The organism is Pseudoclavibacter sp. Marseille-Q434 (assembly GCF_050315415.1).
Classification (GTDB): domain Bacteria; phylum Actinomycetota; class Actinomycetes; order Actinomycetales; family Microbacteriaceae; genus Pseudoclavibacter.
Map to the genome: position 1 here is coordinate 616,330 of NZ_JBNPQH010000001.1, position 14,491 is coordinate 630,820.

12 protein-coding genes are annotated in these 14,491 nt (G+C 68.6%); 11 read left to right on the top strand and 1 reads right to left on the bottom strand.

Going from position 1 to position 14,491, the window contains the following annotated elements; translation table 11 throughout:
• The first annotated feature begins 104 nt into the window (after window positions 1-104).
• The 3 genes from ACQFZP_RS02955 (at window position 105) to ACQFZP_RS02965 (ending at window position 4,954) form a co-directional block, all read left to right on the top strand.
• On the top strand, window positions 105-818 hold the full coding sequence (locus tag ACQFZP_RS02955) for a DUF5684 domain-containing protein (RefSeq protein WP_211890261.1): 714 nt from the start codon (window positions 105-107) through the stop codon (window positions 816-818).
• Window positions 819-1,005: 187 nt separating this feature from the next.
• On the top strand, window positions 1,006-2,091 hold the full coding sequence (locus ACQFZP_RS02960; RefSeq protein ID WP_211890262.1) for a DUF4192 family protein: 1,086 nt from the start codon (window positions 1,006-1,008) through the stop codon (window positions 2,089-2,091).
• On the top strand, window positions 2,054-4,954 hold the full coding sequence (locus tag ACQFZP_RS02965; protein WP_211890263.1) for an FtsK/SpoIIIE domain-containing protein: 2,901 nt from the start codon (window positions 2,054-2,056) through the stop codon (window positions 4,952-4,954). Before ACQFZP_RS02960 ends, ACQFZP_RS02965 begins: the two co-directional genes overlap by 38 nt.
• On the opposite strand, the gene ACQFZP_RS02970 is transcribed toward ACQFZP_RS02965, so the two are convergent.
• Window positions 4,951-5,964 (bottom strand): asparaginase, encoded by a 1,014-nt coding sequence (locus tag ACQFZP_RS02970; protein WP_211890264.1) that lies wholly within the window; start codon window positions 5,962-5,964, stop codon window positions 4,951-4,953. The two genes, ACQFZP_RS02965 and ACQFZP_RS02970, sit on opposite strands and share 4 nt — an antisense overlap.
• 112 nt (window positions 5,965-6,076) lie before the next feature.
• Here ACQFZP_RS02970 and ACQFZP_RS02975 point away from each other — a divergent pair, with 112 nt between their 5' ends.
• The 8 genes from ACQFZP_RS02975 to ACQFZP_RS03010 all read left to right on the top strand — a co-directional run bounded on the left by ACQFZP_RS02975 (window position 6,077) and on the right by ACQFZP_RS03010 (window position 14,487).
• Window positions 6,077-7,414 (top strand): M50 family metallopeptidase, encoded by a 1,338-nt coding sequence (locus tag ACQFZP_RS02975; RefSeq protein ID WP_307852729.1) that lies wholly within the window; start codon window positions 6,077-6,079, stop codon window positions 7,412-7,414.
• A 137-nt stretch (window positions 7,415-7,551) separates the two neighbouring features.
• Entirely contained in the window at window positions 7,552-8,556 is a 1,005-nt protein-coding gene (locus ACQFZP_RS02980; RefSeq protein ID WP_371029531.1) for an AAA family ATPase, read from the top strand.
• Between the two features lie 2 nt (window positions 8,557-8,558).
• Window positions 8,559-9,455 carry a DUF58 domain-containing protein gene (locus tag ACQFZP_RS02985; protein WP_104312137.1) on the top strand — a complete coding sequence of 299 codons (897 nt, stop codon included), beginning with the start codon at window positions 8,559-8,561 and terminating at the stop codon, window positions 9,453-9,455.
• Window positions 9,442-9,930: a hypothetical protein gene (locus tag ACQFZP_RS02990; RefSeq protein WP_179556550.1), complete on the top strand. Its 489-nt coding sequence runs from the start codon at window positions 9,442-9,444 to the stop codon at window positions 9,928-9,930. Before ACQFZP_RS02985 ends, ACQFZP_RS02990 begins: the two co-directional genes overlap by 14 nt.
• Complete coding sequence (locus ACQFZP_RS02995; RefSeq protein WP_211890266.1) at window positions 9,921-10,916, top strand: vWA domain-containing protein; 996 nt, start codon at window positions 9,921-9,923, stop codon at window positions 10,914-10,916. Before ACQFZP_RS02990 ends, ACQFZP_RS02995 begins: the two co-directional genes overlap by 10 nt.
• Window positions 10,913-11,899 carry a VWA domain-containing protein gene (locus tag ACQFZP_RS03000; protein ID WP_211890267.1) on the top strand — a complete coding sequence of 329 codons (987 nt, stop codon included), beginning with the start codon at window positions 10,913-10,915 and terminating at the stop codon, window positions 11,897-11,899. The genes ACQFZP_RS02995 and ACQFZP_RS03000 overlap by 4 nt, the downstream gene beginning before the upstream one ends.
• On the top strand, window positions 11,896-12,618 hold the full coding sequence (locus tag ACQFZP_RS03005) for a hypothetical protein (protein ID WP_211890268.1): 723 nt from the start codon (window positions 11,896-11,898) through the stop codon (window positions 12,616-12,618). The genes ACQFZP_RS03000 and ACQFZP_RS03005 overlap by 4 nt, the downstream gene beginning before the upstream one ends.
• Before the next feature lie 90 nt (window positions 12,619-12,708).
• A complete protein-coding gene (locus ACQFZP_RS03010) occupies window positions 12,709-14,487 on the top strand; it encodes a proline--tRNA ligase (RefSeq protein ID WP_211890269.1) in 1,779 nt (592 codons plus the stop codon).
• Window positions 14,488-14,491 lie beyond the last annotated feature (4 nt).

The window sequence follows — 14,491 nt, forward strand, 5'->3', positions numbered from 1 at the left end:
TCGTTGAAACGCCGCTACTTTGTACCATGTCTGCGATTTCTGGCTCATGCGCACTCCCCGCGCTCGACGCAGACATCGATTGAATATCAGAAAGTGACTCCTCAATGGAAATCATCGCTTACGGCGATCAGGCTGCTGCCGGTATCGGCGCCCTCGGGATCCTCCTGTGGCTCGTCATCGTGCTCGGCGCGTACGCGCTCACCGCGTGGATCATGTCGAAGGTGTTCACGAAGATGGGCATCGAGGCCTGGAAGGCCTGGGTTCCGGTCTACAACTCGTGGACATTCGTCGAGGCCGCGGGCTTCCCCGGTTGGTGGGTCCTCGTCGGCTTCATCCCCGGCGTCAACATCGCGCTCGTCGTCCTCATGGCGATCGCCGCCTACCGCATCGGTCTTGGCTTCGGCAAGAGCGGCGTCTGGGTGCTGCTTTACATCTTCCTTCCCATCGTGTGGCTCGCCATCATCGGCTTCGACAGCTCGCGTTGGAACCCGGCACTCATGAACCTCGGTGGCCAGTACGGCCAGCAGCAGGGCGCAGTCGGTTACGCGCCTGGGGCCCAGGGGCAGGCGTACGGACAGGCACCGGTGCAGTCGGGCTACGGACAGACTCCCGCCCAGCCCTATGGTCAGGCCCCGGCCCAGCCCAACGGCCAGCAGCCCTATGGTCAGGCCCCGGCGCAGCAGCCGTATGGGCAGCAGCCGTACGGTCAGGCCCCGGCGCAGCAGCCGTACGGGCAGCCTCCCGTTCAGCAGCCGCCGCTTGGCCGGGCCCCCGAGAACCAGCAGCCCTACGGTCAGCAGCCCCCGGCTCAGCACTGACAGCGCACTGGACGCGGCGTCGTCCAGCCCCGAAGCACGGCACGCGGATATTCTTCCGCGTGCCGTGCTTCTTTCACGTCGTCGTCTGCTCCGTTCACTTCGTCGTCACAGACGCGTGAGTTTCGCGCTGTCCACAGGCGAGGCCGCCACGGAACCGCGCCGTTGACGTGAGGCCTAGCGTCTGGGCATGCAACAGATTCGCCTCAGCACGCCGAAGCAGATCCTCGACGCCGTGCCTCGTCTCCTCGGCTACTCACCCGTCGGCTCCCTTGTCGCCATACCGCTCAGCGGGAAACGGGGAGGCGTGGTCCTTCGCTTCGACTTGCCGGAGGTGCCGGAGCCATCTTCGGCGGGTGCGGCCCCGTACGCGAACGCGGTGATCGGTCACCTCTCGCACCTGAGAAGCATCGAGCGAGTCGTCTTCGTCCTGTGCCCGGACCTGCCCTTCGGGTCCGGGCCGCGGCCCCCCTTCTCCGTGGTTGCCGAGGAGCTCGTCGCAGCGGCAGACCGCGCGGGAATCGAGGTGGCTGCCTGCATCTGCCGAGCTGCTGACGCCTGGGGTGTCTACGGATGCGACGACGTCGACTGCTGTGACATCGGCCCGCGCGCGCTGGGCTCGCAGGAGGAGTGGGTGCAGGCTACGGCAAAGCCGGGGGACGAGTCGCTGATCACGCCCGCGTCCGTGACCAGGAGGCTTCGATTTGCGGAGGAGGATGAGCGACACTGGCAGCACCACGACGGCGAGGATGACCTACCATCGATGCGGCAGCGGTGGCTTGCGGCCTTCGCGCCTGACACGTTCCGCGCTGCTCCGGCAGACGCGGAACTCGCACATCTGCTCTGCATGCTCCGAGGCCGCCACACCTCGGAACTCCTCCTCGTGACGATCGGGTTCGGCGCCCACATCGACCTGCTCTCGCTGGCGCCGGTCTGGAGCACGGTGATGGGCGAGGAGGACGTGCACCGACCCTTGCCCGAGTTCTCCCGCAGACGTGTTCGCCAAGCCGCCGCGATCCTCCGACGTCTTGCCGAGCTCGTCGACCTCGACGATGAACCCGTGCTCCTTGCCAGCATGAGCTGGCTCGAATGGGCCTCGGGGCGTTCGGGCGCCGCGGCGGCCTTCGCGAAGAGAGCCCTCGGCGTCAGCGCGGACGATCCGCTTGCCTCGAGTGTCGCCTGGCTCGTCGAACGGTGCGTGGTTCCACCCTGGCTCGCCGTTGTCGAACAGTGGTCGGATGAGCCGGAAGCCGCCGCTGCAGGACGTGACGACTGAGCGGAGTGACGGGCCGCCGGACGAGCAGGCGCGGCCCCGGCTGATCGAGCCCGTCCTGTGCCTGCCGTCGCCCGTCGCCGATGCGAGAGTGGTGGCGTTTCCCATCATCATGGCCTCGGCTCCGGTCGTCGTTGCGATCCTGCTCTGGCTGCTTCTGGGGTCACCCGCGATGCTTGCGTTCGCCCTGATCGGTCCCGTCATGGCGGTGGCCAGCTACGCGGAGTCGAGACGTCAGGCGAGCGCCCAGCAGACGCGCGCGCAGGCCGTGTTCGACCGCGAACTCGACGCGTGCATCCAGCAGGCTCGGTCGCTCGCCGCGGACGAGCTGCGGAGGTTGGAGGCCCTCGCTGCGGAGACCTGCACCGCTCGGGCGGCACCTCGCCTGGAAGCGCAGGAGCGCTTCTGCCTCGGATCCGGCTCGGTGCGCGTGCGCGTCCCCATGTCCGGTGAGCTGCGCCACCTCCCCGAAGACGTGCGTTCACGTCTCGATCACGTCCTCACGCTCGACGACGCTCCCGTCTTCGGAGGCGGTGCGACGTTCGAGATAACCGGGAGTACCAGCCTGGTGCTCGCGGCAGGGCGCGCGCTGCTCGTCCAGCATGCGGCGTGCGCGGGCGAGGTCCGCATCTGTGCCGGCATTCCTGGGGCAGTCTTGGCTCAGGAACTGTCCACGCTTGGCCGCCCGTGGAGGTGGGGCGACGCGCAGGTCGCCGAGGGCGGGTTGCTCCTTGATCTCTCCGAAGGCCGAGGTATCGAATCGTCGAACGCGGCGCCGGTTCGCGTCCATGTGCAGAGCGCGTCGGCCGCGAGCGTCGTGCTCGAGGACGGCAGTCGCGTCACGCTGCGGCCCAGGTTCATGACGGCGGAGCAGCTGCGCGCGTCCGGTCCGAGCCGTTCCGACGAGGCTGGTCAGGCGGGCGTCGACGGCAAGGACGCAGGAGAACTGCGACGTGCCGCTTCGATCACGAGCCGAGGCGGGGCCCAGCCAGCGAGGCTGGAAGGCGCCGGCCTGTTCGCCCAGCTGGGCACGCACGGCACCGCGCTGTTCGGCATCGACCTCGTCGCCGACGGCCCGCACGCGGTCATCGGGGGCACGACCGGTTCGGGGAAGAGCGAGCTGCTCGTGACCTGGGTGCTGGCGCTGACAGAATCGAGGTCCAGTCGCGAGGTACAGGTGCTGTGCTTCGACTTCAAGGGCGGCGCGACGTTCGACCCTCTGGCCGAGCTCCCGCACTGTGTGGGGATCGTGACCGACTTGGATGCTGCCGAGGCGCAACGGGCGGCGATCAGCCTGCGCGCCGAGCTCCGCGAGCGTGAACGTGCGCTCCGAGCTGCCGGTGCGACCCACATCGGCCAGCTGCCCGGCCTCGCACGGTTGGTCGTCATCGTCGACGAGTACCAGGCGCTTGTGGACGCCGGTGCCGCGCTGCATTCCGTGTTCGCGGACATATCAGCGAGGGGGAGGAGCCTCGGGATGCACCTCGTCCTGTGCTCCCAGCAGCCTGCGATCGCGGTCCGTGGGACGACGCTGGCCAACTGCAGCATCCGCATCTGCCTCCGCGTGGTCGCGGAAGCGGACAGCACCGCGCTGATCGGCACCGCGTCCGCCGCGCGCCTGCCGGCCGACTCACCCGGGCTCGCCCTGGTCGTGCGCGACAGCCGGATCGTCGAAGTCCAGGTGCGGCAGCGTGAGCGACTGGCCGTGGCGGACCTCGTCCTGGCGGCCGTCGAACGTGAAGCTCACCTCGGTCATCTGCCGCCGCAGCGGCCGTGGCTCCCTGCCCTTCCCTCGCGGATCGCGCTTGCCGCGATCGCGGGGGACGGTCCGGGCCTCGCATTCGGGCTGAGCGACGACACGGACGCTCGCGAGCAGCGACCGGCTCGCTTTGATGCAGGTCTCGGGGCGATGGCCGTCATCGGCGGGCCTCGAACCGGCAAGACCGGCTGCCTCACGGTGCTCGTCGAGGCGTCCGGCGAGGGGTCCGACTCTGCCGTCGGGCGGGTCACCGTCCTCTCGTCGGACCCTGAGTCCGCCTGGGACCAGCTGTGCGCCGTAGACCTCGCTTCGAACCCGGGCTTGCTGGTCGTCGATGACACCGATGCGCTCCTCGCCGGGGTGGAGGAACCGCACCGCACCGCCATGACCGAGCACCTCGTGCGCCTCATCAAGGCCTCCGCAACCTGCTCACCGGCTGTTGCGTTCTCGCTGAGTCGGGTGACGGGCGGGACAGCCGCGCTCGTCGCCTCCGCCGCCCAGACGCTCCGCCTGGTCGGCGGAGACCGCAGCGCGTACGTCATGGCGGGCGGGCAGGCTTCGGAGCACGACGCGGATGCCCCAGTCGGCCGGGCGGTCTGGCGGGGGAGAGCCTGTCAGGTCGCACAGGCGTCCCGGCCGATCAGCAACCGCGATCGCGACGCCGAGGCTGCGACGGATCGGCTCGCTCCGGTGCACGGAGAGACCGACCGAGAGCTGCTCGTGGTGGCGCGGCAGCCCGCCACGATGCGGCGCCTCCTCGAGGCAAGGGGGTTCGTGTGCACGGACCTCGCGGACTGGTGCGCGGCGACAACCGTGACTCGTGGCCACCCCGAGCGGGGCGGCTCGGAGCCGCGGAGCGTTCAGCGAGCCGTCATCGGCGACGTCGAGACGTGGCAAGGTCGCTTCGGGGTCCTGGCGAGGCTCTCCGCCGAGCACCGCGTGCTGCTGTCCGGTGTGACCCCCGGAGAGCACCGGTCGCTCCTCAGAGGCGATCCTCTGCCACCGCTGGTCGTCGACGCGTCGCGCAGCGCTGTGCTCCGCCACGGTCGAGGCACGATGGAACGCATCCGCTGGTCGAACGAGGAGAGGTCCCTCAGCAGTGCCTAGAGGCTCGTCGGAACTCCGCTGCCGACCATGATCTCGCCGACGAGGACGCCACCGCCCATGACCTCGAGCCCAAGCCGCGGCAGCAGCTGCTGCACTCGGCCCACATCGACGGCACCGGCGGCAACGAGCAGCTGCAGTCCCACGAGCGTCGTTCCACGACTGGAGCCGTCGAGCATCTTCATCGCGACAGCGGTGCCGTCCGGCGAGGCGAGGATGAGGACACCTTCAGCGCCGGACTTCGCGAGGACACCGAGCTCGGAGATGACGAGGGAGTTCGGGCGCCCGTGGCCCTCGAGAAGCCAGCCGTTGGAGAGCACGGAGCGCCACACCGCGGCGGCAGCTTTGAAGAGCGGAAACGGGGAAGACGGACTCGCCGTGGCGAGCCGGCTCGCCGCCGCCGCGAGACCGACGAGGCTCACGGCGAAGACCGGCGCGCCGCATCCGTCGACACCGACCGCGCTCGGGCGCTCCCTGGTCATGCGCTCGACCGTGTCCTTGATAGCCACCTGGAGCGGATGATCTGCCGCCAGGTACCCCTCCGTCGGCCACCCCTGGGCGACGCAGGCCGCCAGCATCGCAGCGTGCTTGCCGCTGCACTCCATGTACACGGGGGAGGATGCCTCGCCGGCGCGTACGAGCGCGTCTCTGGATGCACGATCTCGGGGCCAGGAGGCGGGGCAGGCGAGCGCCCGGTCGTCGAGCCCGCTGGCGTGCAGGATCTCCCGCACGTGTGCGACGTGGTCTGGAGATCCGGAGTGGCTGCCGCAGGCGATCGCCGTCTGCTCGTCGGTCAGCTGCGCGCCGAGCGTCAGGGCGGTCTGCGCTTGGAAGAGCTTGAGGCTCGAGCGTGGGAACACCGGCTGACGCCCGTCTCCCAGCTCGGCTCGGATCGTAGCGTCCGGGTTGGTCAGGACCGCAGCGCCGACGTGCCGGGATTCGATGAACCCTGAGCGGACGACAACGGCGAGTTCGACGGCGGCTGCAGCGTGCAGCGTTGATGCTTCGCTCATGATCGGGCAAGCCTACGCGGTGGGGGACTCGCACCGCCGGTACGCGGGCGGCCCGGCGGGCAAGGCAGATCGACAGCATGCGAGCGACAAGGCAGGTCTACGCTTGACCCCCGTGGAATCAGTCTTGCTCTTCATCGTCGGCGTCCTGGCCGCAGTCATCGGCCTCGCCGCGTCTGTCGCGCTCCACGAAGTCGGCCACCTCGTCCCGGCCAAGCGCTTCGGAGTGCGTGTCACGCAGTACATGGTGGGGTTCGGGCCGACGCTCTTCTCGCGCAAGCGGGGTGAGACGGAGTACGGCGTGAAGGCCATCCCGCTCGGCGGCTACGTCGCCATGATCGGCATGTACCCGCCTGCCAAGGCTGGCCAGGCCGCACGCACGGGTGGGACCGGGTTCATGTCGAGCATGATCGACGATGCCAGGCTGGCGTCCGCGGAAGGAGTGGCTCCAGGGGAAGAGTCGCGCACGTATTCTGCGCTCCCCGTGTGGAAGCGCATCGTCATCATGGTCGGGGGACCAGCCATGAACTTCGTCATCGCGATCCTCGGGTTCATGATCGTCTGCTCCGGATTCGGCCTGTACCAGCCGTCGACGACGGTCGGCACGGTCTACGAGTGCGTGGTCCCCGCCGGCTCGGTGGCGCCCGAACCAGGGGAAACGTGCGAGACGCCGGCACCGGCCTTCGAGGCCGGCCTCCTCCCCGGCGACAGGATCACCAGCGTTGACGGCACCGCCACCGACAGCTGGGACCTCCTCCAGGAGACGATCCGCGTGAGCCCGGGGGAGCCGGTCTCCGTGGGGGTCGATCGCGCGGGGCAGCAGCTGGAGGTGGAGCTCACCCCACGCGTCAACACCGTCTACGAGCTCGACGAGCTGACGGGAGCGCGCGTCGAGGCTGCGGACGGCTCGTTCGTGACGCAAGAGGTCGGGTTCGTCGGCATCACGCCCACGCAGGAGCGCGTCAGGCAGTCGCCGCTCTACGCGTTCACGATGGCCGAGGCCAATGTGCGCGCCGTCGGCAACTTCCTGATCACGATCCCCGAGCGCATCGTCGAGATGTGGAACGCCGGCTTCGGGGGCGCCGAGCGCGACCCGAATGGTCCGATGAGCGTTGTCGGGGTCGGACGGATCACGGGCGAGGTGGCGGCTGAGAGCAGCATCCCCGTCGTCGATCGGGTCGCGACCATCGTGCAGCTGGTCGCATCCGTCAACATCGCCCTCGGCGTCATCAACCTCGTCCCGCTGCCGCCGCTCGACGGCGGGCATGTGCTCGCCGCGCTCATCGATGGTGTCCGCCGCCGGCTGGCCAAGCTGTTCGGTCGCCCCGATCCCGGTCCGTTCGACACGGCGAAGCTCCTCCCCGTCACCCTCGTCATCGCCGGATGCCTCATGGCGATGAGCGCACTCTTCATCTATGTCGACATCGTCAATCCGATCCGGCTCTTTCCATAGTCGCTCGCGCGAGACTCGCGGGAGGCTGAACGCGAGTGCCGCACGGTGTCACTACGCTTTCCCTTGCGAATCACTGAAATGCCCCAGACGAGATCAGAAGAGTCGGCAGGTGTGTCCAGCCGCAGGAAGAAGGATCCGTGACGATTGTCGGCGGTCAGCAGCTCAAGCTCAGCCAGCAGGAGCTCCAGGAGGCGGGGCGTGCCATCGGGGCCGTCTCGCAAGCCTTCGCACACAAGGTCGTCGGCCAGACGCAGCTGCGCGAGACACTGCTCGTCGGGCTCATGTCGGGCGGGCATGTCCTCCTCGAGTCCGTTCCCGGCCTCGCGAAGACGACGGCCGCCCAGACGCTCGCCCAGTCGGTCCGTGGGTCGTTCAGCCGCATCCAGTGCACGCCGGACCTCCTGCCGTCAGACATCGTCGGCACACAGATCTACGATGCGGCGGAGCACCGTTTCTCGACTCAGCTCGGGCCCGTGCATGCGAACTTCGTCCTGCTCGACGAGATCAACCGCTCGAGCGCGAAGACGCAGTCCGCGATGCTCGAGGCGATGCAGGAGCGCCAGACCACGATCGGCGGCACGCTGTACCCGCTGCCGGATCCGTTCCTCGTGATCGCCACGCAGAACCCAATCGAGCAGGAAGGCACGTACGTGCTGCCTGAGGCGCAGCTCGACCGCTTCATGCTCAAGGACGTGCTCGAGTACCCGAACCCCGCGGAGGAGGCCGAGATCCTGCGTCGCATCGACGAGGGCGTCTTCGAGCACGGGGAACCAGCCGCGGTGGGGCTGCAGGATGTGACGAGGCTGCAGGAGCTGACGTCGCGGGTGTACGTCGACAAGGCGATCACGGAGTACATCGTCGGGCTCGTCTACGTGACGCGTCACGCCGGGGAGTACATCGGCCCGGAGCTGGCACGGCTCGTCGAGGTCGGCGCGTCGCCGCGCGCCTCGATCAACTTCGCCAAGGGCGCCAGGGCAGTCGCGCTTCTGCAGGGCCGCGACCATGTCGTGCCGGAGGACGTTCGCCGGCTGGCGCACCGCATCCTGCGCCACCGCATCATCCTCGGCTTCGAGGCGGATGCAACGGGTGTCCGCGTCGAGCAGATCATCGACGCGGTGCTCGGGGCTGTTCGTACTCCGTGACCATGTCGAGCGAACGCCCCCTTCTGGCGAAGGTCAAGTCGAAGATGTTCCTGCACGCGCGAAGGCGCGTGCTGCACCTGCTCGACGGCCAGTACGCCTCGCATCTGCGTGGTCGGAGCATGGATTTCGATGACCTCCGCGAGTACGTGGCGGGAGACGAGATCAAGGACATCGACTGGAAGGCGAGCGCGCGAACTGGGCAGCCGCTCGTGAAGCGCTACGTCGCCGAGCGGCGCCACCGTGTGCTCTTCGCCGTCGATGGTGGCCGCAACATGGCGGCGATCTCGGCGAGCGGCGAGCCGAAGCGAGAGGTGCTCGTCACGGCCCTGGGTGTTCTCGGATATCTCGCCATCCGGCATGGTGATGACGTCGGCCTCGTGACGGGCAGCTCCGAGGGCATCAGGCAGCTCCCGTTCCGCAGCACGTCGTCCGCGCTCGAGCGGATGCTCCACGCGGTCTACGACTCGGTTGGACTCGAGACGGCGACCAGTGACATGAACGCGGTCCTCGACCGAGTCCGGCTCACGGTGAGGCACCGTGCGCTGCTCGTCGTCATCGCGGACGAGTTCGACTGGGACGAGGAACGTGCTGCTCTCGTGCGTCGGCTCGCGGCTCAGCATGAGATCGTCTGGCTCCAGATCACGGATGCCGAACCCCATCAGCGGGGCGCCCGCGGCGAGCTGGCCTTCGACGTGGAAGGGAACTGGGCGATGCCGAGCCTCTTCGGCGGGGACCGGCTCCTCGAGCGCGAGTTCGAGTACGCGGAGCAGAAGCGAGCGCTCGACATGGAGCGGACGTTCGAGGCGAACGCGGTCTCGTACGCGGAGATCGCGAGCGAGCAGCAGGTCGCGCCGACGCTCCTGGCGCTCTTGAAGGCGAGGGCGAATGTTCGTCGCTGATGTCCAACCGCCGGAGGGAACCGTCGTTCCAGTCATCGACTACGCGCAGTTCTGGCTGGTTCTCGGGTTCCTGATCTTGGCGTCCATCGTCGCGTACTACTTCCTCGTGGTCTTCCTGACGCGACCGCGCCCGCCGAAGGCCGCCCCGGTGCTCCCGGCCGCGAGACCGCCAGTCCACGCGCTGCAGCAGGAGTATCTCGAGCGCGTGGACGAGGTCGCCCGTCGTGCGGCGGCCGGCGAGCTGACGCCACGACGTGCTCACGCCGAGCTGAGCGTGCTCGTGCGTGGTTTCGTCGCTGCCGTCTCGACTGTTCCGGCGGACAAGATGACGCTCACCGACTTGAGGCGCACCGAGCTCCGGGGGGTCTCGCACACGGTCGGCCAGTACTACCCCATGGTCTTCGGGGCGCACGATCCGAGCGGCACAGCGGCCGGGATCGCGGCTGCGCGGGAGGTGATCGCGACATGGCGATAGCGATGTGGTGGGTCAGTCTGTCGCTGATCGCAGTGGCGGGGGCCGTCGCGGCCATCGCCTGGTGGCGTGCCCGCAAGCGTGGGCAGTCCGGCGCGATTCCCGTCGCCAACTCCAGGCGCCTCACGAGGCTCCCGGCGTATCGGCGAGCGTTGCTCCGATACTCGAGTCTCATGACCGCGATCGGGGTCGTGCTCGCGATCCTCCTCGCCGTGACGAGCGTCGCGGCCGGCCGCTGGGTGTACCAGCGTGTCGAGTCGCCGGAGAAGTTCAACCGCGACATCGTGCTCTGCCTCGACATCTCGGGCTCCATGGTCGACTACGACGTCGAGGTGCTCGACAGGTACCTCGAGATGCTCCCCGGGTTCGACGGGGAGCGCATGTCGCTCATGCTGTGGGACGCGACGGCGGTGCAGCTGTTCCCGCTGACGGACGACTACGCGTTCGTCGAGACCCAGCTGCAGCAGGTGCGGGATGAGATGGAGTCAGCCTCGGGCGGGTCCAACAGCGAGTACTCGTTCGCCCAGGGCACGCAGGGCGCTGCAGGTGCGTCCCTCGTCGGCGATGGCCTGGCCTCCTGCGCGATGACCTTCGGCGAGTACGATCCGGCCGCCGACGACGGAAGGTCCCGGTCCATCATCTTCGCGACGGACAACGCGGTGAACGGCGACCCGCTCGTCTCGTTCCCGGAGGCCGCCGAGTACACGGAGGAGCGGGGGATCACCATCTACGCGCTTGATGCCAACCAGTTCGAGGATGCGTTCGCGGACCAGTTCCGGACGACGATCCTGCAGGCGGATGGCAGCTACTTCAAGCTCACCGACCCGGCCAGCGTGTCCGGCATCGTCGATCAGATCACGAGCGAGCAGACCTCGCTCATGGTCGGCCAGCCCCAGCTGCTCGTCACCGACCGGCCGAACGTGTGGCTCGTGCTGATGCTCGTCTTCGCATCCATCTACGTCGTGCTGGCCTGGAGGCTCCGACTATGACCTGGAATCCCATACTTCCCCCGGCGCTCCTTGCGCTCGTCGGCATGGTCCTGCTCGGCTTCTGCGTCTTCGCGCTTGTCAGGGCATCCGATCGCCGACGGCGCGTCAACTGGGTCCTGCGCCTCGCCGCCTGTGCGCTGATCGTGGTCGCCGCGTTCCGCCCTGGCATCGGCAGCGCTCCGGCACCGAACCTCCAGAGCGAGGTTGACGTGCTCTTCGTGGTCGACACGACGGCGAGCATGGTCGCAGAGGACTGGGACGGTGCACCGCGGCTCGACGGCGTGAAAGCGGACATCTCAGCGCTGACGGCCGCGCACGAGGGTGCCAGGTTCGGACTCGTGACCTTCGACGCCGCCGCCGTCCAGCGGCTGCCGTTCACCGCCGACACGACCGCGCTCGACGCTCTGCTGCAGACGCTGCGTCCGGAGGTCACCCAGTACTCCCGTGGCAGCTCCATCTCCATCGCAGAGCCGCTGGTCCGGGATGTGCTGGAAGCGGCAGCCGAGGCCGAGCCGGAGCGCGCGAGGCTCGTGTACTACCTGGGCGACGGTGAGCAGACAGCCGAGACGGAGCCGGAGTCGTTCAGCGCTGTCGCGGGCTATCTGGCCGGGGGCGCCGTGCTCGGCTACGGCACTGAGGAGGGCGGGCCCATGAAGGCGACTGCTGGCACGCTCGCGACGGACGAGCCGAGCTACATCCTCGACGGACAGGGCCAGCAGGCTCGCTCCGTCATCGACACGGCGGCTCTGCAGAGCATCGCGGACGACCTCGCGCTGCCGCTCGAGGTGCGCGAGCCTGGCACCGAAGTGGTGCCCGCGGAGGTCGACGGCACGAGGGTGACGCAGACCGGCGGCAGCGCGGAGACAGCGTTCGAGGTGTACTGGATCCTCGCCGCGGCCGCGTTCCTCCTGCTGCTCCGAGACGTCTGGGAGTCCGTGAAGCACTCGATCGAGCTCAGCAGAGCAAGGGGAGGAACGGTATGAGTCCTCGCCGGAAGAAGTCAGGCGGTGCCCTGCCGGTGGCCGCCGTCGCCGCGAAGCGCAGGCGCAGGTTCATCCTCTTCAGCATCCCGTTCGCGCTCCTGGCGGCCGCATTCGCAACGAAGCTGATCAGCATGTCGATCATCGCCGACCGCACGGTGTCGCTCTACGCCGACTCCGAGTACGAGGGGAGCATGAACTCCGCGCAGCAGCAGAAGTTCGTGAACATCCTCGAGAGCTGGAAAGCCCCGTACAACACGGGCACGTCGATGCTCCAGCTGGGGCTGCTCGACGAGGCGCGCACCGAGCTCGAAGCGGCCCTGCCCATGGCCGAGCCTCCGCAGCAGTGCCCGATCCGCGCGAATCTCGCCATCACGATCGAGCGCCAGGGCGATGCGCGACTGGCCGCGGACGACACCGCTGGGGCGGTGGCGCTCTGGCAGGAGGCGCTCGCAGTCCTGGATGCCCGCGACCCGAGTTGCGCGTCCACCGAATTCGAGCCCCCGGCGGTCGAGTCGAGCGAACGCATCCAGCAGAAGCTGCAGCAGCAGTCGGAGGCGCAGGAGCCGAACGAGGGGGAGGAGCCCCCGGAATCGACGCAGTCGCCGGAGATGACCGAGCTCGAAGAGCAGCTGCAGGAGAATCAGCAGGACCGACAGGACGAGCTCGACCAGGAGCGCGGCGAGACAGAGGGTGATTCGCTGTACGACAAGCCCTGGTGACGCAGATCGGTGCCCGCGGCGGTCGATCAGCCCTCTGCCAGGGTCCAGCGCGGCCAGCGCGTGGACCCTGGCACGACTAGCATTGGCCGGGTGACTACTCGCCTCTCCAAGCTCTTTGTCCGCACGCTCCGCGAAGACCCCGTCGACGCAGAGGTGGCAAGCCACAGGCTCCTCGTGCGCGCCGGCTACATCCGCCGCCAGGCGCCAGGCGTCTTTGCATGGCTGCCGCTCGGTCTCAAGGTGAAGCGCCGCATCGAGCAGATCGTGCGCGAGGAGATGGAAGCCGCGGGTGCCCAGGAGGTTCATTTCCCAGGCATCCTGCCTGCCGACTTCTACGAGGCCACGGGGCGCCTCGACGATTTCGGCGACGGGATCTTCCGCTTGGAGGACCGCAAGGGGGCGCCGCTGGTGCTCGCGCCGACACACGAGGAGGCCTTCACTCTCGCCGTCAAGGACCTCTACTCCTCGTACAAGGACCTGCCGCTCGCGATCTACCAGATCCAGGACAAGTACCGCGACGAGGCTCGTCCCCGCGCTGGGCTGCTGCGCGGCCGTGAGTTCACGATGAAGGACGCCTACTCGTTCGACATCGACGACGCCGGTCTCGACATCAGCTACCAGGCTCAGCGAGACGCCTACGAGCGCATCTTCGACCGCCTCGGACTCGAGTACGTCATCGTCGCGGCGAACGCCGGCGCGATGGGCGGCTCGCGGAGCGAGGAGTTCCTGCACCCCACACCCGTCGGCGAGGACACCTTCGTGCGCTCACCCGGTGGCTACGCGGCGAACGTCGAGGCCTACGCCGCGCCGGCTCCCGTCGCAGTGGACCCCAGCTCGACCGGGGCCGCGACCGTCTTCGATTCGCCGGACACGCCGACCATCGCGACGCTCGTCGCACACGCGAATGCGGTCGTCCCGAAGACCGGGGACCGCGACTGGACCGCGGCGGACACACTCAAGAACGTGGTCGTGGCACGTCTCCACACAGACGGCACTCGCGACCTGGTCGTCGTCGGCATCCCCGGCGACCGTGAGGTCGACATGAAGCGCCTCGAGACGGCCCTTCAGCCTGCCGAGGTCGAGGCTGCGACTGCGGAGGACTTCGCGAAGCACCCCGGTCTCGTTCGCGGGTACATCGGACCATGGTCGGCCGCGGGCCAGGTGCTCGGTGAGGAGTCGACCACCGGTGTGGCGTACTTCCTCGACGAGACGGTCGCGGACGGCTCCAGCTGGATCACCGGCGCCAACATCGCTGGCAAGCACGTCCACTCGCTGGTCGTCGGACGGGACTTCACGGCGGATGCGCGCATCGGCGCCGCCGAGATCCGTGACGGCGACCCTGCCCCCGACGGCAGCGGAGCCATCACGACGGCTCGCGGCACGGAGATCGGGCATGTCTTCCAGCTCGGTCGCAAGTACGCGGAGGCCCTCGGGTTGAAGGTCCTCAATGAGCAGGGCAAGCTCACAACCGTGACGATGGGGTCGTACGGCATCGGCGTGACCCGGAACCTCGCGCTCATCGCCGAGGCCAACCACGACGACCGTGGTCTCATCTGGCCTGAGCAGGTGGCGCCTTTCGACGTGCAGATCATCGCAACCGGGCGCAACGAGGAGCCGTTCGCGGTTGCGGAGGAGCTCTCCGCGGCGTTCGACGCCGCCGGCCTCGACGTGCTCTACGACGACCGGAAGAAGGTCTCACCCGGCGTCAAGTTCGGAGATGCGGAGCTCCTGGGCGTTCCGTGGATCGTCATCGCGGGCAAGGGCGCCGCCGACGGCCAGGTCGAGCTGTGGAACCGCCGGACGAACGAGCGCGACGCGGTCGCCAAGGACGAGGTGCTGGCGCTCCTGCAGTCCAAGCGCGCCAGCTGAGGGC